Source organism: Stenotrophomonas sp. YJH_SMC_17 (assembly GCF_059371655.1).
Genome location: NZ_JCAFUU010000003.1, coordinates 564,477 through 585,066, shown reverse-complemented (window position 1 = coordinate 585,066; position 20,590 = coordinate 564,477). Strand labels below are relative to the sequence as shown.

Sequence of the window (20,590 nt, the reverse complement as noted above, 5' to 3'; positions counted from 1 at the left end):
TAGGGCCGAGCCCATGCTCGGCGCTTCGGCTTCGCGGGATCGGAGAACAGCCGCGCATCGGCTCGGCTCTACAAGGTCAACGCCCGCGCAGGAAGAAGGACACCGGCACCATCACTTGCACCGGGTCGCCGGCCACTTCGGCCGGCGGCGCCGGTACGGGGCTGGCGCGCTGCACCGTATCCAGCGTCTCCTGGTCGAGCAGCGCGAAGCCACTGCTACGGCCCAGCGCCAGTGCGGAGACGGCGCCATCGCGGGCGACGGCGAAGCGCACGTACACCACCCCCTGCTGGCGCAGCCGCTCGGCCTGGCGCGGATAGCGCCGGTGCTTCTGCAGGTGCCCCAGCAGGCGCCCTTCCCAGGTCGCCTCGGCACGGCTGCGCTCGCCGGCCGTGGTCTGCGGCGCGGTATAGCGCGTGGCCGCATCGGCAGCGACCTGTGGCAGTGCGTGGGTCTGCGCGACATTGGCGTCGGCGGTATCCGGCGAAGGCGTCGGCTCAGGCGCACGCGGCGGCGGCAGATCACCCTGAGGTTGCACCGGTGCCTTGGGTTGCTCCTGCACGGCCGCCTTCGGCGCCTGTCGCTGCTGTTGCTGCTGCAGGGGCCCGGTTGCCACCTCGCGCGGCGGTGCCGGTGGCGCCTGTGCCATCGGTGCCAGCTCCAGCATCAATGCAGCGGGCGGCGCTGCGGCGGCCACCGCCGGTGCGCGCGCCGCCCACCAACAGGCCACGCCGACCAGCAGCGCATGCACCAGCAGCACGATCACCAGGCTGATCGCCCAGCGCCGCAGTCCGCTCATCGCGCGCCCTGCTCCAGTCCAACCAGTGCCACCTTCAGGTAGCCCGCAGCACGCAGCGCATCCAGCGTTGCCATCAATTCACCGTAAGGCACGCGGGTGTCGGCACGCAGGAACAGGCGTTGCGAGGTGTCACCGTGGGTGGCTGCCTGCAGCGCAGCGGCCAGCCCGTCGCGTGCCACCGCCTGCTCGCCGACGCGCAGCGACAGATCGGCCTGCACGGTCACATACACCGGAGCCTGTTCCGGCGGCGTGGCACTGGCACTGCTGGCCGGCAGCTGCACCGGTACCGACACGGTGGCCAGCGGTGCCGCCACCATGAAGATGATCAACAGCACCAGCATCACATCGATGAAGGGCGTGACGTTGATCTCGTGCGATTCTTCCGGTGTGTCGTCGCGGTCGGACGCGGTCCTGATGGCCATCGCCGCCTCTCAGTGCACCGCACGCAGCGACGCCGCGGCAGCGCGTGGAACGGCGTGGTCGAGATCGCGCGAGACCAGCTGCTGCACGGCCGCCGACAGATCGCCGAGCAGGCCACGCAGACCGGCCAGCACGCGACTGAAGTGGTTGTAGACCAGTACCGCCGGGATCGCGGCGACCAGGCCGAGCGCGGTGGCCAGCAGTGCCTCGGCGATGCCGGGTGCGACCACCGCCAGGTTGGTGGTGTTGCTGTGGGCGATGCCGATGAAGCTGTTCATGATGCCCCACACTGTGCCGAACAGGCCGACAAACGGCGCCACCGCGCCAATGCTGGCGAGCACGCCGATACCACGTCGCTGCACGCGCGCGGTTTCCAGTTCGATGCGGTCCAGGCGGGAGGCCACGCGTTCCTTGATGCCTTCGCGGCCGTCCAGCGCCTGCGACAGGCGCAGTTCGGTACGCGCGGCATCCAGCATCGCCCGCGCGGTGCCCTGCTGCAGGCTTGCCGCTTCGCTCTGCGCCGGCAGCTGTGCGGACTGCAGCAACAGCGCGCGCGCCGCACGCAGCTGCCGTGCCTGCCGGGCCAGTTCCCAGCCCTTGGCCAGCAGCACGGTCCAGGTGGCCAGCGACGCCAACGCCAGCGCGATCATCACTGCCTTCACCACCACGTCGGCGGCCAGGTACATGGCCCACGGGGTCAGCGCAGGGGCGGCCACAGGGGCCAGGTCAGCAGGCAGCATCGTCTCGGGTTCCATCGGTATCGGGGGATGCGGCACGGCGGCGGGCCGCGCGCAGATCGCTGGCGTCGTCCACCTCCACCAGCGGCGTGGGTTCAATGCGTGGCGCGGGTCGACTGAGCACATAGCCGGCGCTGACCGCGAAGAACAGGCCCACGCCCAGCAGCAGGCGCCAGGACGGCTGCGCGCCCCAGCAGAACATCGCGAAGCCGACCGCCATGCCGACGCTGGCAAAGGCCTTGCCCTTGCGCGAAACGGCGCCCTGCTCGCGCCACAGCCGCAGCGATGGGCCATAGCGCGGATGTGCCAGCAGGCGCTGCTCGAACTTCGGCGAGCTGCGCGCGAAGCAGCCCACGGCCAGGATCAGGAAGATGGTGGTCGGCATCACCGGCAGCAACGCACCGATCACCCCGAGGCCAACCATCACCCAGCCCAGCGCGAACCAGAGCCAGCGCATCAGCACTGCACCGGCGGGTGGCGGGCGTTCATCAGGCGAATTCCACTTCAACGTGGCCGTGCACGCTGCGGAACGCGGCATCGGCGGCGTCGATGACCTGCTGTTCCTGCTCGGCGCTCAGCGGCACCGCGTCCAGCGCGGCGGTGAACTCGCGCCAGTGTCGGGCGGCGCCATCCGGATGCGCGGCCAGGTGGCGGGCACCGAAGTCACGGTCCAGGCCGAGCTTGGCCGCCATCTTGTACAGGATGGTACCGCCCAGGTTGGAGCCTTCGGCCACGTACAGCCAGCCCAGCGCGACCGGCAACGCGAGATCCGACGGCAGCGCGGCGATGTCCGCCCCCGGCAGGGTCTGCTCCAGATCCTGGAGGTCGCGCGCGACCTGGGGCAGGCGGCGGCGCTCGCCGAGATCGGGCAGCAGTGCGTCCAGTGCAGGGTTGGCGTACAGCGCGTCGATGCTGCGGTGGAAGCGGTACTGCACGCGCAGGAAACGGGCAAAGTTGCTGCGGTCGGCGAAGATGTCGCCGGCCATGATGCGCTTGTCCAGGGCGCCGTGGCTGTCGCGGGTGGCAGCCTTGAGCCGCAGGCTGCGGCTGTCATCAGGGGCAATGTGTGCGTTCATGGGGGATGCCTAAGGGGTCGTCGTGCTGTAGACGTTCGCCGCGGGGCTTTCCCCAAGCGCGTCTGTGCCGATAATGAGGCATCCCTTCTTCCCGCAGGAACCGACGATGATCACCACCGAACCGCGCATGACCAACCTGTTCCTGCAGCTGGGCCTGGATGCCAGCGCCGAGGGCATCGCCCGCTTCATCCGCGAGCACCAGCTGGCCACCGATGTGGAAGTGGTCGAGGCGCCGTACTGGAACGACGCGCAGCGCCAGTTCCTGTCCGAATCGCTGCAGGCCGATGCGGCATGGACGACCGTGGTCGATGAGCTGAACGAATCGCTGCACGAAGATGCGGTGAAGGCCGCGACCGGGCTGTAAGCGCTTGCCGGGCATGGCCCGGCGCTACCCCGTAGCTCCACGCCATGCGTGGATGGCCAGGCCCGATGGGGTCAAAGCCCCTTCCGCAGGAAAGGGATCCGACCCCGCTGGCAGATCACCCGTCGATCAGTACTTCCAGGTCAACGCCAGGCGCGCGGTGCGGCCCGGGGCCGGCATCACGCCCAGGGCGAGCGGGTCCAGGTAGTAGCGGTCGGTCAGGTTGTCCACGCCCGCTTCCACCGACCACTGGTCGTTGAAGTTCCAGCTGGCAAACAGGTCGACCAGCGTGGTCGGACGGTACAGCTGCTGGATCGCCGACAGGCCGACGTTCCACTCCTTGTCCAGCATGCTGATCGGGCCGGCATTGTGGATCACGCGGGTGCCGAAGGTCAGGCGCTCGTCGAACAGGCGCGAGCCCAGGGTCAGGTTGACCATGTAGCGCGGCGGGTTCTGGGTGTTGGTGTACGAGCCCTCGAAGCCGCCATCCACGCAGTCCGGCGTGCCGGCCAGCTCCGCATTCCTGCGCTGCACGCCATAGGCGCGGCGCTCGGCGGCGATGTCCGGCGCACAGGTCTTGGCCTTGAAGTAGTAGTGCGCGGACAGATCGGCGAACAGCTTGCCGCTGTCATAGCTGGACTGGAACTCCATGCCCGAGACCTTGAACTGGTCGACATTGCGGATCAGGCCCGCCGACAGCGTGCGGTAGTCGCGGGTGATCAGGTCATCGATGCGGGTATCGAAGTAGGCCAGCTTCAGCGCCAGGCGATCGCCAGCGGTGAACAGGTCGTAGCGGAGGGTGCTGGCACCGATCTCCCAGCTGCGCGCACGCTCTGGCTTCAGTTCGCCCACCGGCTTGGCGGCAGTGAACAGGCCCAGCGTGGTCTCGAACAGGCTCGGCAGCTTGGTGCCTTCGGCGTACTTCACGTAGACCATGGTGTCTTCGCTGAAGCGGTAGGCGACGCTGGCGGTCGGCGAGAACGCGGTGTCGCGGCGGCGGATCGGCTGCGACCAGGTCCAGCTGACCGGCACTTCAAGGTCCTGCGGCTTGCCGGCGTCGTAGAAGTTCCAACCGGTGATGTCACCGACCGTGCCCTTCTTGTACGGCGAGGCCAGCAGCGATTCCTGGGTGAAGTTGCCGTTGGCGTCCGGGTACCAGTTCAGCAGCGCGATGCGCTTGGCACGCCACGACGGCAGCGCCGGGTTGCCGTTGAGCAGTTCGGTGTAGCGGTACTGGCCCTGCACTTCATAGGCATCCGGCGTCGCCAGTCGGTTGCGGTCATGCACATCCACCCGGTTCCAGCGGCCACCGGCCAGCAGCTCCCAGTGTTCGTCGGGCTGCCACTTCAGCGACGCCACGGCGCTGTATTCCTTGCGCTCGGCGTTGCGCAGGAAGCGGTTGTTGACCAGGTCATCGTGCATGACCGGGCCGGAGCTGCCCGGCGCGATGTCTTCATCGCTGTAGGACAGTCCGTAGTCCAGCGTGAACACACCGGCACGGGTGTCGAACGTCGACGTGTTGCTGGCATCCAGATTCAGTCGCTTCTGCCGCAGCGGGTTGCGGTAGGCATCCTTGTAGCCGGGGTCGCCGCTGAAGCTGGGGGCGTCATACCACTCGGTGCGGCGGTCGAAGTACCACGGGGTGATACCGGTCAGGCTGTTGTACATCACGCTGTCGGTATCGGTGTAGGCAGCGTTGACACGCAGGTCCACCAGATCGCTGTCCGGGTTGAAGCGGTAGCGCAGCGTGTAGCTGTCCATGTCGACATGGCCCGGGTCCCACTGCGGAATGCGATCGCGGTCGACGCGGATGATCTGCGACGCCATGATCTCGCCGGCGGTGCCTTCGTAGCGGCGGTATCCGGCTTCCAGCGTCTGCGCGTCATCGATGCGCCAGGTGCCCTTGAGCAGCGCCGACTTCGAACGCGACGAGGTGTTGAACACTTCGGTACGCGGCGGATTCAGCGGTGCCAGCGTGCGACGGGTCTGCGGGAAATCATCGTAGCCGTGCTTGCCGGAGAAGTAGTTGCCGTTGTCGCGGTAGGCATAGGCGGCGACCAGATCGAATCGGTCCCAGTGGCCGGCGCCGGCCACGTTGAAGAACTGGCTGCCGGTGGCGCTGCGGTCGCTGCGTGGTGCGCCACCGTAGGCCGGCAGGTTGTTGGCACTGGCATTGGCCAGGCCACCACGCACGCGCACGCCGAAGTCGCGGCCTTCGCGCAGTACGTCACCGATCTTCAGCGTCTCCATCTCGACCACGCCACCGATGCCACCGGAGGCATTGGCCTGCAGGCTCGGGCCCTTGGTGATGGTCAGGCTGGAGATAAGGTCCGGGTCGAGATAGGTGCGCTGCGACTGGCCGGCATAGCCACGGTAGGTGTCCATGCTGGACTGGCCGCCGTCGATGATGACCGGTACGCGGCCCTGGCCCTGGATGCCGCGGATGTTGACGTCGAAGCCATTGCCCACGCGCGGGTCGCCGGCGGTGACGCCGGCCACGCCCTTGACGATGTCGCCATTGGAGGTGCCACGGAAGCGCTCCAGCTGCGTGCGATTGAGCGTCGTGGTGGACCCCACGCTGCGATAGCTGTCGAGCAGTCGCGCTTCGTCGCTGCCTGCGCCGCCGTCGACACGGTCGCCGGCCACGCTGAGCGTATCGGTGACGATCACACCGCTGTCGGCCTGTACCGGCGTTGCCGCTTCCAGGGTGACTGCGTCGGCGCTGATCCGGCGCATCGCCAACCCGCTGCCCTGCAGCAGCTGCTGCAGCGCCTCGTTGGCCGACAGGCTGCCGTTGACTGCTCGCGAGGTCACTCCCTGGGCGAGGGTGGCCGGATACACGACCTGCACGCCGGACTGGCGCATGAAGCTGCGCAGTGCTTCGTCCAGCGGCTGCGCCGGAATGTCGAAGCGCTGCACGGCAGCGTGGTTGCCGGTGGCGCTCTGTGCCAGCACGGATGGTGCGGCGCTGGCCAGGCCGGCGGCCAGCAGGGCGATGCACAGGCGGGACGGGCGCAGCACGCGGCCCGGGCGGTGGGAGTCGAACATGGGGAACCTGTCAGGTAATCGGTGCCGCAGGCGCGGCGTCATCCACGGGGGGCGTGGACACGGCGACGTACGTGGCGGCGGCGGGTACGTTCGCGGGGTAAGACGGTTGGGCACGCGACAACCCCAAGATGAATCTGCAGTCGCGGCAGTTGCCAACCGTTGGTCGCCCGGTTGTAGCGGTGGATGCCGACCGTTGGTCGGCACAGCGGCCATGATCATCCGCGCGTGGCGTGGATCTACTGCACGATGGCGACGCCGAATGGAAGGCGGGTGACCTGGAGACCGGCCGTCGCTGCCAGCGCGTCCAGCGCCTGCTCCGGGCGATCAATGCGCAATGCGGCACTCACTGCGGGTAGTCGCGACAGATCGCCGCGCACGAAGGTCGGGCCGGCGCGGTAACGCCCGACCCACTGCACGGCGTCGGCGACACTGGCCTGCTCCAGCAGCAGCTCGCCCTGCCGCCACGCGCCGACACTGTCGGCAGCCACGTCCTGCAGGCGCGTCACGCCACTGTGTTCGCCATAGATCGCACGCTGGCCCGCCTGCAGATACGTCCAGCCACCGTCAGCCGGACTGGCCACGCGCACCCTGCCCTGTCCGACCTGGGTTTCCACCTGGTCGCTGTCGCGTGCGACGGAGAACGCGGTCGAGATGTCCTCGACCACGCCATCGCCCGCACGCACGCTGAAACGCCGCTGCGCATCCGGGCTGACCTCGAACCAGGCGCGCCCGCGCAGCAGCTCGATCTGGCGTGCGTGCGCGTCGAAGCGCACAGCGATCGCGCTGTCCGCATCCAGCACCGCCCGGCTGCCATCGGGCAGCTGTACGTGCTGCACGGCATGCGTACTTCGGTGATCGGCCTGCAGGCGCAACCAGGCTTCCGGCCATGCCACCAGCATCGCCAGCGCTGCCGCCGCAGCCATCGCCCATCGCAGCCGCTTCGGGGGCCGGCGTTCGACGCGCCCGGCCTGCGGCCGCGGCCCGACGCTGCGCCACAGCGCACGCTCGTGCTCGAAGGCGCGACGGTGCCCCGGCTGCTGCAGCCAGCATTCGAACTCATCCATGCGCACATCGCTGATATCGCCTGCGGCCAGCCACGCGATCCAGCCCCGGGCCTGTTCGGCCAGGGCATCGTCATTGGCAGCGGGCAGCATGTTCGGCGGGCTCATCGGCTGGCAGACAGGCGCGTTCAAGCGCGGGCGGGGAAACTAGACCGCATCCACGGTCCAGTGATCAAGACGTTTCAGCGCGGGCCAGCCCCAAGCCGGGGCGATCATCGGCCGCTGCGCGCCCAGGCCAGGCGCTGCAGGGCAGCGCGCACATGGTTCTCGACCGTGGTCACCGACACGCCCAGGCGGCGCGCGATCTCGGCCTGGGTCAGGCCCTGCAGGCGGTTGAGCCGGAAGATGGTGCGGGTCGGCTCCGGCAGGTGTCCCGCCGCGTCGAGCACACGCTGCAGCTCATCCTGGGCCATCGCCTGTTCCTCGGTCGAGATCACCTCGTCCGGCCCCCACAGGTAGTGGTAGGCCAGCACGCGGTTGCGCCGGGTCGATTCTCTGCCATGGTCGGTCGCCAGATTCGCAGCCAGCCGGTACAGATAGGCGCGCGGGTTGTCGATGGTCTGGCTGTCGTCAACCCCGCGGGCCTTGAACCACACGGCCTGGATCACGTCCTCGGCACCGTTGTCGCCCCCAAGGATGCGCTGCACCCGGCGCAGCAGCGCAGGGCGCTCGCGGATCAGCAGTTCAGTGAGGGAGGCGGCATTGGAGGACATGCGCGGAACCGGGACGACAGGCGGAAGGCGCCGCGCATGCTACTCCGTTAATGAGAATCAGTCACGTTTGCATCAGTGGATGCAGCCGGTCAGCCCGTCATAGACGCTCTCCGACGTGCCAGGCAACGGATCATGCAGCGGATTGCGGGCCGCCAGCGCCGCATGGAAGTCCTCCACCGGGGTACCAGGCACCAGTGGCAGCCGGCACAGCCAGGTCGGCTGCCGGGCCACGATCTCACCGTCATGCCGCGACACGGCCAGATCACTGGCGGCAAATGCCCAGAGGCACTCCTGCACCGTGCCGCGCACCGCATCCACCGAACACCGCAGGCGCAGCGCCTGGATGTCGCTGTACTCGCCCTCGCAGAAGGTGTCGCCGCAGATTCTGTCGAAGCCGTGTTGCAGACGGCCCTCCAGGGCAAAGAAGCGATCCCAGTTGGCTTCCTGCCGCGGGTAATCGATCAGGTCAACGTAGGGGAAGGCCTGGGCGGCGGGCGCGATCAGCAGCGCGCAGAACAGGCCGAGTGACAGGGCGGATGGCTTCATGCGGGAACTCCTCGGGTAGGTGCATCCAGCCTGCGCGCGCACGCCGCCCGGCCCCATCGGTCAACGCCGGCCTGCCGGGTCGGCGCCTTCCTCGCCCTGCGGTCAGCCCCCTCCCCTGCACAGCGCCCGGCAAAGGCATAAAATGGGGGGCTATCCGTCTATATCCCCTACCTGGAGCACGACCATGGGTCTGGAACTCGTCTCGCCCGGCAAGAACCCGCCGGAAGAAATCAACGTCATCATCGAGATCCCGAAGGACTCGGAGCCGGTGAAGTACGAAGTGGACAAGGAAACCGGCGCGATCTTCGTCGACCGCATCCTGTCCACCCCGATGCGCTACCCCTGCAACTACGGCTACGTGCCGAGCACCCTGTGCGGCGACGGCGACCCGGCCGACGTGCTGGTGGTGCTGCCGCTGCCGCTGGTGCCGGGCTCGGTCGTGCGCTGCCGTCCGGTCGGCGTGCTGAAGATGAGCGATGAGGCAGGCAGCGACGAGAAGATCCTGGCTGTGCCGGTCTCGAAGATCTTCAGTGGCTATGCCCACGTTGAAGACATCGCCCAGGTCTCGAGCCACTGGCTGGAGCGCATCGGCCACTTCTTCGAGCACTACAAGGACCTGGAGAAGGGCAAGTGGGTCAAGCTGGACGGTTGGGGCGGCGCGGCTGAGGCCAAGCAGATCCTGATCGAGGCGCACCAGCGCCATCTCGACAGCAAGGCCTGAGCCTGAACCGGATCGCTCCGGCATGCCCTGCCGGAGCGATGCGGGTCACGTTTCATGATGACGGCACATCACTCTTGCCGTCGTATTAGGTAAATTGCGTCACTTCACACGTCGTCGACATCCACCGTCGAGACAGCCAGGGGAATGTGTCGTGCGTATTCTGCTTGTAGGGGATGCAGCCAGCCTGCCGGCTGAGCTGACCGAATTCATTGCCGATCTTGGGGAAGACTGGCAGCCGCTGACCGCCACCGACGGCCACACCGCGATGACTGCGGTGGCCACCCAGGGCGTGGACGCGGTGATCGTCTGCCCGCAGCTGCCGGACCTCAATGCCACCACGCTGCTCGGCCAGATCCGGACCCTGCGTCCGGAAGCCATCCGCATCGCGCTGGTGGACGCCCAGCATGGCAACCGGCCGCCACCGGCACGCCTGATCGGCGTTGCCCACCGCTTCCTGCCGTTGCCGCTGGCGCCGGAAGTGCTGCTGGAAGCACTGACCAGCCTGGAAGAGCTGCGCGAAGTGCTGGACAGCCCGCGCCTGCGCGATGCCATCGGCCGCATCGAGAAACTGCCGTCGCCGCCGCACCTGTACCTGAGCCTGACCCAGGCGCTGGAGCACGATGACGATGCCGACAGCGCCGATGTCGCCAAGCTGGTCGCCGCCGATCCGGCGATCGCCGCCAAGGTGCTGCAGCTGTCGAACTCGGCGTTCTTCAGCCAGGGCCGCACCATCGCCGACCTGCGCACCGCAGTGACCCGGCTGGGATTGGCCACGCTGCGCGACCTGGTCCTGGCCAGCGAAGTGTTCTCGGCACCGACGCTGTCGGCCGCCGAACGCAACTCGCTGCAGCAGCGTGCCCTGCTCGCCTCGCGCCTGGCTGCGCGCCTGCTGCCCGAATCGAGTGCCGAACTGGGCGCGACGGCAGCGCTGCTGGCCGACATCGGCCTGCTGTTGCCGGGCGTGCGCAACGAGCGCAGCGAACAGGCGCTGGACGGCGACCTGCGCCCCGGCCACGCCGAAGCCGGCGCTTATCTGCTGGGCCTGTGGGGCCTGCCGATGCCGATCATCGAGGCCGTGGCGTTCCACCTGCAGCCGCAGCGTGCCAACACCCGCAGCTTCTGGGTGACCGGCGCGGTGCACGTGGCACTGGCACTGGTCAATGGCGACCCGGTGGATGAGGACTACCTGCAGCGCGCGGGCGTGCTCAACAAGCTGCCGCAGTGGCGCGAGCATGCCAACGCGTTGATGGGATGGGTACCCAGCGAGGTCTGAGCCGTCACCGCAGGAAGAACCTCGAAGGCGCGCCCAAGGGCGCGCCTTTTTTTGCATCAGCGCGCGCCGCAGGCATCCTGCACGCAGTGGCGATACTGCAGATCGCACAGAACCTTCGACTTGCCTGCAGCCAGGCATTCCTGACGCAGTTCCTCGCAGTACAGCCCGCCCCCACAGACACCACCGGTCTGGGCGAACACCGCCCCCACCAATGTTGCATAGATCAGTGCAGCGGCAGACAGTTTGTGCAACAGCGTGCTCTTCATCGCTCTCTCCATGTGCAAGTGTCCGCAAGTGGACCTCGCAACTGTGTTGATTGCGACACGACAGGAACGTGACTCCGCTCACCTTCCAGGATATTTCGGAATTCCCTTACAAAAAAAAAGAGGGCGGACCTTGCGGTCCGCCCTCCCGGTACTGCTATCGCACTTCGAACAATCAGAAGCGCTGGGTGTACTTCATGTAGTAGAAGCGACCGATATCGAAGCCACCGTAGTAGGAGAAGCTCGAGTTCGGCTGGCTGTACATGACCGGGCCTTCGTGGTTGAACACGTTGTTGGCGCCCAGCGAGACAGTGGCTTCCCACGGCAGGTTGTAACGCACCTGCACGTCGTGGAAGGTGTTCGAACCCACCTTGCGGGTCGGCTGCGCCAGGGTGTAGGCCGAGTTGAAGTCAGGCAGGTTGCACTCGGTATCGTAGGAGCACGGCTCCTTCATGCCCGAGTAGTAACGCACGCCCCAGTTCACGCCCAGGTTGCCGTAGGTCCAGTCGACGTTGAGGTTCGAACGGACGCGGAAGTTGGCACCCCAATCGCCGGTCGCCCAGCTGGTGTGCTGCTCGACCGGGGTTTCGGCTTCGTTGTCACGCTTGTACTCGAGGTAATCGACGTAGGTGGTCTTCCAGTCGATGACGAACTTGCCGAAGGAGAACTCCGGCAGACGGTACTTGACGCCCAGGTCGTAACCTGCGGTTTCCTGGTAACCACCGTTGATCAGCGTACGGGTGACGTCGACCACCTGGTTGACGGTACGGCCTTCGGTGCCGCGATCGAAACGCTCACACGCCGATGCCACGCCCAGCACGTAGCACTGGTTGAGGATCGAGGTCACCGACTCGGCGGCGATCACGTTGTTGATGCGGATCTTCCACCAGTCGAGGCTGACGTCCAGGCCCTGCACGAAGTTCGGGCTGTACACCAGGCCGGCGGTCCAGGTCTTGGAGGTTTCCGGCTTCAGTTCCGGGTTGGAGCCCGACTCGAAAGCACTGTAGGACTGGGTGCCCGGGCCGGTCGACTGCGCACCGCCGGAGGTGATCTGGCGGAAGTTGGCCGGAACGCCGCGCGCCTGGCAGGCTGCCGCCACCGAGGCGTTGCGCGCGGCCGAGCCGAAGCTGCTGTCACACGGATCGGTGTAGGCGTCGAAGGTCTGCGAGGTGCCGCCGTACATGTCGGCGATGCTCGGGGCGCGGAAGCCGGTCGAGTAGGTCGCACGCACCAGCAGGTCGTCGATCGGCTTCCACTTCAGGCCGAACTTGCTGTTGATGGTATCGCCGAAGGTATTGTAGTCCGAGTAGCGGCCGGCCATGTCGAGCGACAGCTCCTTGGCGAACGGCATGTCGGCCAGCACCGGCACGTTCAGTTCGACGTAGAACTCGTCGAGCTTGTAGCTGCCCTTGGTCGGCTTGCCGGCCAGGTCGGTGCTCAGGCCCGACTGCAGCAGCGCATCCGGGTTGTACTCACCGCTTTCTTCGCGGTGCTCGTAACCGGCCGCAATGGCCAGCTCACCGGCCGGCAGCGAGAACAGCGAGCCACCGATGTTGGCGCTGTAGGCCTTGGTGGTGTTGGTGTAGGTGTCGTGGCTCGGCAGGAACAGGTAGGCCTGCAGGGCCGGGTCGGCCAGCGAGCCGTTGCCGGTCGAGCCGTACGGTGCCAGCGGGTTCCACGGGGTGCAGCCGGCGATGACGTGGCCCGGGGTGCCGCAACGGGCGACGTCGCCGTCCATGAAGGACGGGCCGACCGCGTTCTGCACGTTCGGAATGAACAGGTTGCCGGTGCCGGTCTTCACGCCCTTGTTCTGGTTGTAGACGTAGCCCACGTCCCAATCCCAGAACTTGTCGCCGAACTCGAACGAACCTTCCAGGCCGGCCGAGAAGCGGAAGGTCTCCTGCTCGGATTCGGTCTGGCGCGGGACTTCGGAGGTACGACGGATGAAGTTCGCGTCCGTGCCCAGCGGGTTGTAGATGCTGTTGGCCGACAGCGGGGTCTCATAGACCTCGGACTGGTACGGGTAGCCGGCAATCTGCTGGGTGGCCGTACGCTTGGTGTACAGCACGTTCGCGGTGGCGCGGATGTTGTCGGTCAGGTCGTAGTTGCCATTGGCGAACACCGAACGACGGGTCAGCTTGTTCTGCAGCCACATTTCCTGGCTGGCATTGGTGTAGTCAGCCGGGCCGAACTCGCGGAAATCGGCCATGGTGTTGCCCGTGCCGTTGTTGGCGCGGGTGTACCAGTTGTCGTTGCTGTCGATCAGCACGCCATGGTTGGATGCCGGCGACCAGCCGTTGGCATCCGTATCCGTCGGGTTCGGGTGGAACGGGCCATTCGGGTAGCGGCTGAAGGCACGATCCTTCGCCCAGACCGGATCTTCCTTGCTGTACTCGGCGCCGAAGGTGATCGAACCACGCTCACCGGTCTGGCCGTAGACGAAGTTGTAGACCTGCTTTTCGCCGTCGCCCTTGCTGTACTGGCCGCCGTAGACGCTGGCTTCCAGACCGTCGAAGTTCTTGCGGGTGATGATGTTGATCACGCCGGCGATGGCGTCGGAACCGTAGATTGCCGAAGCGCCGTCGGTCAGCACTTCAATGCGCTCGACCACCGAGGTCGGGATGGAGGCCAGGTCGGTGTAACCGCCGGTGCTGACGCCCATGCGCTTGCCGTCCAGCAGCACCAGGGTGCGCTCCGGGCCCAGGCCACGCAGGTCGACGTACTGGCCGCCCACTTCTTCGCCCGAGCTCAGGGCATCGGCGCGGCTGATGGCCGGCGAACCGGTGGCCGACAGGTTCTGCACGATGTCGCCGACACTGGTGAAGCCCTGCTTCTCGATGTCGGCACGCTGCAGCGCGATCACGGGCTGCGCCGTTTCCATGCTCGCCTGGCGGATGCGCGAGCCGGTGACCGAAATGCGGTCCAGGTCGGTCGTCGCCTTTGCTTCCTGGGCGGAAGCAAAGGCCGGCGCCAGCGCCAGCGCGATGCCGGCAGGCAGCAGGCCGAGCCGCACTGCGGGATTACAAACGTTCATCTATCTCTCCAAGGTACGTGTTAGCAGCGTGTTAAAACACCCCAGCACGTTACGATTGCGTTGCGACCCTGCATTTGCGCGACCCAACCGGAGAGTTTGCAGAGTGTGGCGGCAGCAGGCCGCCGTTCTCGCGGAATCGCGACGCCGACTGCCCGTAACGGGCGCGGAAGGCCCTGGCGAAGCTGCAGCAGTTGTCGAAACCGCTGGCGGCGGCGACTTCGCCGACCATCATGTCGGTATCGCGCAGCAGGTCGGCCGCCCGTTCCAGGCGCAAACGTGCCGAAAGCGACTGCGGACTTTCCTCGTAGAGGCTCTGGAAGGTCTTGGAGAGATACCAGCTGGAGAAGTTGGTCAGCTCGGCCAGTTCGCCGATTCGCACCACGCGGTGGCTGTTGCCTTCCAGATAGAGGCGGGCGCGCTGCATGCGGCCGAACACCTGACGCTTGCGGCTGCGCGAACGCCCGGGGCAACGCTGCACGTTGTCCGCCAGGCCACGCTGAAGGCTGGCCAGATGCAGCAGCAACGGTCGCAGTACATGCGCCGGCTGGCCGCTTGCCAGTGCATCGCGCCACAGCCGCAGGCCCACCCGTGCATCGCTGCGGCCCAGGCGACCGCGTCCCGCGTACAAGCCGCAGTCGGCCATTTCGGTCAGCACCCGCAACGCCTCGGCGTTCAGGTTCAGGCCCACGCAGAGTCCGTTGCGACCCGCCTGCACCAGCGGGCGCGATTCCTTCTCGAAGGCGATCCACTCCCCCTGGCGCAGCCGGAAACGCCCTTCCTTGGCCTCCACCCAGGAGCTGCCTCGCACCTGCATCCAGACGGTGAAGTGGGTCCCTGCGGTCTGCAGGCTGCCCAGCCGGGCAACGGCAAGGCAGGTCGGCGCGACGTCGTCGAGGGCCTTGTCGAGGGAGATGGTTTGGCCGCGATCGGCCAGCGAGAGTTGACGCATGGGGGCACCACGGATTTGCCTAGTACAGGCCTCCGTTTTGCCCAATCAGGCGGGACCGCGTCAGGAAAGACTGCCGAGATCGCCACGAATTCGCGGCGAGAACCACACGAAAGAATTACGAAGAGAAATTCTTCTTCAGAATCAATATCCTGGAGAAGGCCGGGAACAGTGCCGGGGCTTGCTCGGGCAACGGCATGATGCCGATGTCAGCGCCGTCGCTGACCGCCAGCGCCACATAGAGATCGCGCCCGTCGGCGCTGGCACTGAGTCCATTGCCTGCACTGAGCCGCTGCGGATCGAGGCAGCGCTCCGGCACTTCGGTACCGCCCTCGATCAGGACCAGGGTCGTGCCGCATTGCGTGGACGTGCCGAGGTAACCAATGCCACCGTTCCCGGCAACGGTCCAGGTGCGATAGCGCCAGCGACTCGGCAGGTCTTCAGTGACCTGTCGCACACTGCCCGGCGACAGTGCAGGATCGACCGACCACAGCCCGCCCGCGGCGAGGCGTGTGAACAGGACCCGCCCGCCGGCGCGATCGAAGCGTGCCTGCGACACGCCATCGATGCTGGCCAGCCGCCGCCAGGGTTGAGAGGTGCGATCAAACAGGCTCAAGCGCGTGCGCTGGTCGGCATCGCGCTCGACCACCAGCAGCTGGTCATCGCTGGCACCGTACAGCGCCTGCAGCGGTTGTTCGGCGGGCACCGGCAGCGGCTGCAGCCGCTCGTCACGCGGCGAGATCTCGTAAACCACGGTACGTCCGTGGTCATCGCGGCCAACCACCAGCAGGTGCCGGCTGTCGGCGGCCCAGTCCGGTGCCTGCCGGCCTTCCGGCCGCAGGCCTTCGACCAGCCGCAGCGAATCCGGCCGCTGCATGTCGGCCCACCACAAGGCAAAACTGCCGGAACGATCGGAGGTGAAGACCAGCTGGCGTCCATCGGGCGCGGCCATCGGCTGACCATCACGGCCACTGGACGCAAACAGTCGTTCTGCAGGTCCTCCCTCGATGGGAACCTTGAACACGCCGAACTGCGCGCGCCGGTGGACAAACGCCAGCACATCGCCATGCCGGGATACCGCGGGCCACTGCGCATCATCCAGGCCGGCGTCGCGCAGCGTGCGGCGCTCGACGTCGAGGTAATACAGGCGTACTTCGCTGTCCACGCGACGGCCGAACACGATGGTGCGCCCATCTCCCAGCCAGGCCCAGCCCCGCTGCTCCGCCGCTTCATTGGTCAGCTGCTCGGGGGTTCCGCCACCAGCGGGCATCCGCCACAGATCACCCATCTGTGGATTGCGCACGAACACCAGCCACTTGCCGTCAGGCGAGTAGCGCGGCGCATAGTCGAAATCATCGGCACCAACGCGGTAGTCCAGTTCACGCCATTGGCCACTGGCCAGGTCCAGCACGCGGATGCCGCGATGCGCGTAGCGTCCGACCATGCTGCCGAACACCAGCCCGCGGCCATCCGGGGTCCAGTCGAAACTGAGCAGCTCGGTGCCGTCGCAGCGGGTTGCCTGGCGCAGGGCACCGCCGGTGGCACTGGCGATCAGCACCTGGCAGCCGCCACCCGCGCTGAACCGCGCAAACGCGATCTCGCGCCCATCCGGCGACCAGCTCGGGAAGCGGTCGTTGGCACCGGCCGGAGGCGCCAGCAACTGGCGCGCGGGCGCATTGCCCGAGGTCTGCACCTTGATCGCGCCGCCGCCCTCCCCGTCCTCGTTGGCACCTTCGTAGGCGACCTGGGAGCCGTCGGGCGAAAGCGTTGGATACGTCTCAAAACCACTGGTCGCGGTGATCAGCCGGTAAGGCCGCTGCGGGCTGCCGATCACGCGAACGCCGTTCTCCACGGCCGCATCGACCGGTGAACTGACTTCCGGAGCCCGCCGCAGCAACAGCATCGTCAGCACGATCACCGTAACAAGCATCAACGCGCCGATTGCCAACAGCACCTGGCGCCGGACCTGTCGCCACGTCCGGCGAAGCCCCGGCACCGGCGTCGGCAACGCAGCATTGACCTGCGCCCTGCCGCCGGCGTCTGCGGGCGACAGCGGAAGATCGGACAGCTCACCGCTGTCCACCGCAGCCTCGGGCGCATCCAGCGCCTGTACCGGCACCAGCAGCCGATAACCGCTCTTGGCGATGGTCTCGATGTAGGCCTGGCCGTTGTCGTCGTCGTTGGCGAACGCCTTGCGCAGCTGCGTGACGGCCTGGGTCAGCACGTCATTGGTCGGCAGCGTGTCAGGCCACACTTCGGCAAACAGCTCTTCGCGGGTGACCACGCGGCCCGGCTGTCGCAGCAGAACGCGCAGCACACCCAGCGCTTTCGGCGTAAGCCGGCGCGGACGACGCGCACCTGCAACTTCGACCTCTCGCGAGGACAAAGTGACGACGCATTCGCCAACCTGGATACGGTCAGCGTCGGGCGGCTGGATTTCGCTGCTGTTCATTTTCCGATATACAGTAGGGACGGGCCTGGGCAGGTTTGACCAGCAATACCGCCCCCCTGCGGGGACAACAAAAAGCCAGATTCCGCACAAAGCATCGGCGCATACCGCAAAAACAATAACGCCCGCGGATATTAGCCTAAGCCGGTTACCCCGCCTATGACGGGGTCGACACTCAGGCTCTCTCTCGCCGACGCATTCACATAATCTGCATCACTATTCGCGCCCCTTTGGGCGCGAAATTTTTATCTGGCGTTCATTTTCACATTCGCCGAAGCATGGTCAAACCGACCAGTCGCGACACGACAAGGCCGATGTACATGACGCCTGCGAACTGCTCCAGCATGACCAGAGCACGTGCCTGCGGATGGAGAGGCACCACGTCGCTCAACCCTACCCCGGACAGCAAGCTGAAGCTCAGATAAAGCAGCTCCATCCAGCTGCGCTGATCACCGCCGCTGGCGCCGTGGAAACTGCCGGGATACCACTGCTGGCACACCGCGAACGCGAAAGCGAACGCCCAGGCCAGCAGGGTGAAGGTTGCCCCGGCGGCAAACAGTTCGTCGCGGGTGACTTTATGGTCCTGCAGCATGTAGGCGATCAACGCGCCCGCCGTATAGAAGTACAGCAGGCTCTCCAGCAGCTGGGCGGTGGTCAGCAGCCCGCTGCGGTCCAGCAGGGCACCGGCCAGTGAGAACACCACCGAGGGAATGGCCAGCAGCAGTGCCAGCCAAGTGCCCAGCGGGCTGCGCTGGACCACCCACAGCGCCAGGCCCAGTACCGCCATGCCGAACATGCCCAGCGCTGCACGGCCAGCGGCAGTGTCGTCGAGCGCCGGGTACAACAGCACCGCCAGCAGTTGCGCACCCAGCAGCCAGGCCGAGGGATGGCGGCGGGCGATCGCCAGCCAACGGGTGGTCAGAGCAATGGGCATGGTGTCCTTTCCACGGGGCGATGGCCGGAGCATAGCGGGTGGCGCCGGGCCACGCCCGGCGGCTTTCCGGGACCGATGCGCCCGCCGGGGCGGCGCCCGGCGATACCTGCCCGGCATCACCCCTGGTGGTAGACCTCTGCACCTGCGGCGCGGAATTCGGCGGACTTCTCCTTCATGCCGGCCTCGGCGTAGTCACGCACATCCTGGGTGATCTTCATCGAGCAGAAGTGCGGGCCGCACATCGAGCAGAAGTGGGCCAGCTTGTGCGCATCCTTCGGCAGTGTCTCGTCGTGGAATTCCTTGGCCTTCTCCGGATCCAGCCCAAGATGGAACTGGTCCTCCCAGCGGAACTCGAAGCGCGCCTTGCTCAGCGCGTTGTCGCGCACCTGCGCGCCCGGGTGTCCTTTGGCCAGGTCCGCCGCGTGCGCGGCAATGCGGTAGGCCATGATGCCGTCGCGCACATCCTGGCGATTGGGCAGGCCGAGGTGCTCCTTCGGCGTCACGTAGCAGAGCATGGCCGTGCCAAACCAACCGATCATCGCCGCACCGATCGCGCTGGTGATGTGGTCGTAGCCCGGCGCGATGTCGGTGGTCAGTGGCCCCAGCGTGTAGAACGGCGCTTCGCCACACTCACGCAACTGCTTGTCCATGTTCTCCTTGATCAGCTGCATCGGCACGTGGCCAGGGCCTTCGATCATGGTCTGCACATCATGCGTCCAGGCAATCTTCGTCAGCTCACCCAGCGTTTCCAGCTCACCGAACTGCGCGGCGTCGTTGGCATCGGCAATGCAGCCCGGACGCAGGCCATCTCCCAGCGAGAAGGTCACGTCGTAGGCCTTCATGATTTCGCAGATCTCTTCAAAATGCGTGTAGAGGAAGTTCTCCTTGTGGTGCGCCAGGCACCACTTGGCCATGATCGAACCGCCACGGCTGACGATGCCCGTGACCCGCTTGGCGGTGAGTGGCACGTAACGCAGCAGCACGCCGGCATGGATGGTGAAGTAGTCCACGCCCTGCTCGGCCTGTTCGATCAGCGTGTCGCGGAAGATCTCCCAGGTCAGCGCTTCGGCGCGGCCATCGACCTTCTCCAGCGCCTGGTAGATCGGCACCGTACCGATCGCCACCGGCGAGTTGCGGATGATCCACTCGCGCGTTTCGTGGATGTGCTTGCCGGTGGACAGGTCCATCACCGTGTCACCACCCCAGCGGATCGCCCACACCAGCTTTTCCACTTCCTCGGCAATGCCCGAGGACACCGCACTGTTGCCGATGTTGGCGTTGATCTTGGTGAGGAAGTTGCGGCCGATGATCATCGGCTCGCTTTCCGGATGGTTGATGTTGTTCGGCAGCACCGCACGGCCGCGGGCGATCTCGTCCCGCACGAACTCGGGCGTGATGATCTTCTGGATCGACGCGCCGAACGCTTCACCCGGATGCTGCTGCAGCAGGCCCGCATCGCGGATCGCGTCCAGCCGCTGGTTCTCGCGGATGGCGACGAATTCCATTTCCGGGGTGATGATGCCGCGCCGCGCATAGTGCATCTGGGTGACGTTGGCGCCGGCACGCGCACGTCGCGGCAGGGTACGCGCGGGGAAGCGCACGGCATCGAGCTTCGGGTCGTGTTCGCGATCGCGCCCGAACGAAGAGCTGAGGCCATCGAGCTGTTCGGTGTCCCCGCGTTCCTCGATCCACGCACGGCGCACTGCCGGCAGGCCCGCGGAAAGATCGATGCGGGCCTGCGGATCGGTGTACGCGCCCGAGGTGTCGTAGACGGTGACCGGTGCATTCTCTTCGCCGCCGAACAGCGTGGGCGTGCGGGTCAGCGCGATCTCGCGCATCGGCACCTGCAGGTCCGGGCGCGAGCCGGGCACATGGATCTTGCGCGAACCGGGAATGGGCCGGGTCACGGATTCGGAGAGTTGCTGGGCCTGTTGCTGCAGGGCGGAGAGCTGAGCGTTCATCGGGCATCGTCCAGGAGGGTCAGGGACGAAGCGGCGGCGCACGGCACCCGCGCACGGACGGTCCTTGGGCGGAGTCCGGGCACGGCTGCATTGCAAAGCTTCCCTACGCCGGTATGAGCCGGATCAGGTTCCAAGGGACTGTCTCAACCGTGGCCGGATGGCCGCGGTACCCCCGCTTCTTGCTGCGCATTAGAGCATAGACCGCCCGCCTACGGGGTCGGATCCGCTTTCCTGCAGAAAGCGGATCTGAC

Annotated in this window: 18 protein-coding genes and 1 riboswitch; of the genes, 3 read left to right on the top strand and 15 right to left on the bottom strand. The window is 66.7% G+C overall.

All coding sequences use genetic code 11. The features are described 5' to 3' along the window. Positions 1 to 76: 76 nt before the first annotated feature. The 5 genes from AC5P8Z_RS12375 to AC5P8Z_RS12355 are packed head-to-tail and all read right to left on the bottom strand — an operon-like array spanning position 77 to position 3,029. Entirely contained in the window at positions 77 to 796 is a 720-nt protein-coding gene (locus AC5P8Z_RS12375; RefSeq protein WP_495229146.1) for an energy transducer TonB, read from the bottom strand. After that, positions 793 to 1,218, bottom strand: a complete 426-nt coding sequence (exbD, locus tag AC5P8Z_RS12370; protein ID WP_286069767.1) for a TonB system transport protein ExbD — start codon at positions 1,216 to 1,218, stop codon at positions 793 to 795. Before exbD ends, AC5P8Z_RS12375 begins: the two co-directional genes overlap by 4 nt. A 9-nt stretch (positions 1,219 to 1,227) precedes the next feature. After that, a complete protein-coding gene (gene exbB, locus AC5P8Z_RS12365) occupies positions 1,228 to 1,956 on the bottom strand; it encodes a tonB-system energizer ExbB (protein ID WP_495229145.1) in 729 nt (242 codons plus the stop codon). Further along, positions 1,943 to 2,410 carry a YbaN family protein gene (locus AC5P8Z_RS12360; RefSeq protein WP_495229144.1) on the bottom strand — a complete coding sequence of 156 codons (468 nt, stop codon included), beginning with the start codon at positions 2,408 to 2,410 and terminating at the stop codon, positions 1,943 to 1,945. Before AC5P8Z_RS12360 ends, exbB begins: the two co-directional genes overlap by 14 nt. 31 nt (positions 2,411 to 2,441) lie before the next feature. Beyond that, positions 2,442 to 3,029, bottom strand: a complete 588-nt coding sequence (locus tag AC5P8Z_RS12355; protein ID WP_295566775.1) for a biliverdin-producing heme oxygenase — start codon at positions 3,027 to 3,029, stop codon at positions 2,442 to 2,444. A 106-nt stretch (positions 3,030 to 3,135) separates the two neighbouring features. On the opposite strand from AC5P8Z_RS12355, the gene AC5P8Z_RS12350 reads away from it, so the two are divergent. After that, a complete protein-coding gene (locus tag AC5P8Z_RS12350) occupies positions 3,136 to 3,393 on the top strand; it encodes a DUF2789 domain-containing protein (RefSeq protein ID WP_006390068.1) in 258 nt (85 codons plus the stop codon). A 126-nt stretch (positions 3,394 to 3,519) separates the two neighbouring features. On the opposite strand, the gene AC5P8Z_RS12345 is transcribed toward AC5P8Z_RS12350, so the two are convergent. From AC5P8Z_RS12345 to AC5P8Z_RS12330, 4 genes are all read right to left on the bottom strand, one after another. Beyond that, positions 3,520 to 6,438: a TonB-dependent receptor gene (locus AC5P8Z_RS12345; RefSeq protein ID WP_295566778.1), complete on the bottom strand. Its 2,919-nt coding sequence runs from the start codon at positions 6,436 to 6,438 to the stop codon at positions 3,520 to 3,522. Positions 6,439 to 6,674: 236 nt separating this feature from the next. Beyond that, the gene (locus AC5P8Z_RS12340) at positions 6,675 to 7,607 is read right to left on the bottom strand and encodes a FecR family protein (protein WP_286069773.1); all 933 of its coding nucleotides are present in this window, start codon (positions 7,605 to 7,607) and stop codon (positions 6,675 to 6,677) included. Between the two features lie 104 nt (positions 7,608 to 7,711). Then, positions 7,712 to 8,212 carry an RNA polymerase sigma factor gene (locus tag AC5P8Z_RS12335; RefSeq protein ID WP_495229143.1) on the bottom strand — a complete coding sequence of 167 codons (501 nt, stop codon included), beginning with the start codon at positions 8,210 to 8,212 and terminating at the stop codon, positions 7,712 to 7,714. Between the two features lie 72 nt (positions 8,213 to 8,284). Next, positions 8,285 to 8,758 (bottom strand): hypothetical protein, encoded by a 474-nt coding sequence (locus AC5P8Z_RS12330; protein WP_495229142.1) that lies wholly within the window; start codon positions 8,756 to 8,758, stop codon positions 8,285 to 8,287. A gap of 184 nt (positions 8,759 to 8,942) precedes the next feature. Between AC5P8Z_RS12330 and ppa the strand changes: the two genes are divergently transcribed. After that, positions 8,943 to 9,479, top strand: a complete 537-nt coding sequence (gene ppa / locus AC5P8Z_RS12325) for an inorganic diphosphatase (RefSeq protein WP_005410935.1) — start codon at positions 8,943 to 8,945, stop codon at positions 9,477 to 9,479. A 151-nt stretch (positions 9,480 to 9,630) separates the two neighbouring features. After that, positions 9,631 to 10,752: an HDOD domain-containing protein gene (locus AC5P8Z_RS12320; protein WP_495229141.1), complete on the top strand. Its 1,122-nt coding sequence runs from the start codon at positions 9,631 to 9,633 to the stop codon at positions 10,750 to 10,752. A 56-nt stretch (positions 10,753 to 10,808) separates the two neighbouring features. On the opposite strand, the gene AC5P8Z_RS12315 is transcribed toward AC5P8Z_RS12320, so the two are convergent. The 6 genes from AC5P8Z_RS12315 to thiC all read right to left on the bottom strand — a co-directional run bounded on the left by AC5P8Z_RS12315 (position 10,809) and on the right by thiC (position 20,339). Next, positions 10,809 to 11,018, bottom strand: a complete 210-nt coding sequence (locus AC5P8Z_RS12315; RefSeq protein ID WP_010483987.1) for a hypothetical protein — start codon at positions 11,016 to 11,018, stop codon at positions 10,809 to 10,811. Between the two features lie 172 nt (positions 11,019 to 11,190). Beyond that, entirely contained in the window at positions 11,191 to 14,049 is a 2,859-nt protein-coding gene (locus AC5P8Z_RS12310) for a TonB-dependent receptor (protein WP_495229140.1), read from the bottom strand. Between the two features lie 49 nt (positions 14,050 to 14,098). Continuing rightward, positions 14,099 to 14,998, bottom strand: coding sequence for a helix-turn-helix transcriptional regulator (locus AC5P8Z_RS12305; RefSeq protein ID WP_495229139.1), 900 nt, complete (start codon positions 14,996 to 14,998; stop codon positions 14,099 to 14,101). Between the two features lie 115 nt (positions 14,999 to 15,113). Continuing rightward, positions 15,114 to 17,447 (bottom strand): winged helix-turn-helix domain-containing protein, encoded by a 2,334-nt coding sequence (locus AC5P8Z_RS12300; RefSeq protein ID WP_295566788.1) that lies wholly within the window; start codon positions 17,445 to 17,447, stop codon positions 15,114 to 15,116. Positions 17,448 to 17,706: 259 nt separating this feature from the next. Beyond that, positions 17,707 to 18,378, bottom strand: coding sequence for an ion channel (locus AC5P8Z_RS12295; RefSeq protein WP_286069783.1), 672 nt, complete (start codon positions 18,376 to 18,378; stop codon positions 17,707 to 17,709). A 116-nt stretch (positions 18,379 to 18,494) separates the two neighbouring features. Continuing rightward, positions 18,495 to 20,339, bottom strand: a complete 1,845-nt coding sequence (gene thiC / locus AC5P8Z_RS12290; protein ID WP_495229138.1) for a phosphomethylpyrimidine synthase ThiC — start codon at positions 20,337 to 20,339, stop codon at positions 18,495 to 18,497. Between the two features lie 82 nt (positions 20,340 to 20,421). Next, a riboswitch (TPP riboswitch) is annotated at positions 20,422 to 20,523 on the bottom strand. Positions 20,524 to 20,590 lie beyond the last annotated feature (67 nt).

What these genes read in the sequence shown, in the direction of transcription:
- AC5P8Z_RS12375 (WP_495229146.1), bottom strand. Translation starts at nt 796, where the DNA reads ATGAGCGGACTGCGGCGCTGGGCGATCAGCCTGGTGATCGTGCTGCTG.
- exbD (WP_286069767.1), bottom strand. Translation starts at nt 1,218, where the DNA reads ATGGCCATCAGGACCGCGTCCGACCGCGACGACACACCGGAAGAATCG.
- exbB (WP_495229145.1), bottom strand. Translation starts at nt 1,956, where the DNA reads ATGCTGCCTGCTGACCTGGCCCCTGTGGCCGCCCCTGCGCTGACCCCG.
- AC5P8Z_RS12360 (WP_495229144.1), bottom strand. Translation starts at nt 2,410, where the DNA reads ATGCGCTGGCTCTGGTTCGCGCTGGGCTGGGTGATGGTTGGCCTCGGG.
- AC5P8Z_RS12355 (WP_295566775.1), bottom strand. Translation starts at nt 3,029, where the DNA reads ATGAACGCACACATTGCCCCTGATGACAGCCGCAGCCTGCGGCTCAAG.
- AC5P8Z_RS12350 (WP_006390068.1), top strand. Translation starts at nt 3,136, where the DNA reads ATGATCACCACCGAACCGCGCATGACCAACCTGTTCCTGCAGCTGGGC.
- AC5P8Z_RS12345 (WP_295566778.1), bottom strand. Translation starts at nt 6,438, where the DNA reads ATGTTCGACTCCCACCGCCCGGGCCGCGTGCTGCGCCCGTCCCGCCTG.
- AC5P8Z_RS12340 (WP_286069773.1), bottom strand. Translation starts at nt 7,607, where the DNA reads ATGAGCCCGCCGAACATGCTGCCCGCTGCCAATGACGATGCCCTGGCC.
- AC5P8Z_RS12335 (WP_495229143.1), bottom strand. Translation starts at nt 8,212, where the DNA reads ATGTCCTCCAATGCCGCCTCCCTCACTGAACTGCTGATCCGCGAGCGC.
- AC5P8Z_RS12330 (WP_495229142.1), bottom strand. Translation starts at nt 8,758, where the DNA reads ATGAAGCCATCCGCCCTGTCACTCGGCCTGTTCTGCGCGCTGCTGATC.
- ppa (WP_005410935.1), top strand. Translation starts at nt 8,943, where the DNA reads ATGGGTCTGGAACTCGTCTCGCCCGGCAAGAACCCGCCGGAAGAAATC.
- AC5P8Z_RS12315 (WP_010483987.1), bottom strand. Translation starts at nt 11,018, where the DNA reads ATGAAGAGCACGCTGTTGCACAAACTGTCTGCCGCTGCACTGATCTAT.
- AC5P8Z_RS12310 (WP_495229140.1), bottom strand. Translation starts at nt 14,049, where the DNA reads ATGAACGTTTGTAATCCCGCAGTGCGGCTCGGCCTGCTGCCTGCCGGC.
- AC5P8Z_RS12305 (WP_495229139.1), bottom strand. Translation starts at nt 14,998, where the DNA reads ATGCGTCAACTCTCGCTGGCCGATCGCGGCCAAACCATCTCCCTCGAC.
- AC5P8Z_RS12300 (WP_295566788.1), bottom strand. Translation starts at nt 17,447, where the DNA reads ATGAACAGCAGCGAAATCCAGCCGCCCGACGCTGACCGTATCCAGGTT.
- AC5P8Z_RS12295 (WP_286069783.1), bottom strand. Translation starts at nt 18,378, where the DNA reads ATGCCCATTGCTCTGACCACCCGTTGGCTGGCGATCGCCCGCCGCCAT.
- thiC (WP_495229138.1), bottom strand. Translation starts at nt 20,339, where the DNA reads ATGAACGCTCAGCTCTCCGCCCTGCAGCAACAGGCCCAGCAACTCTCC.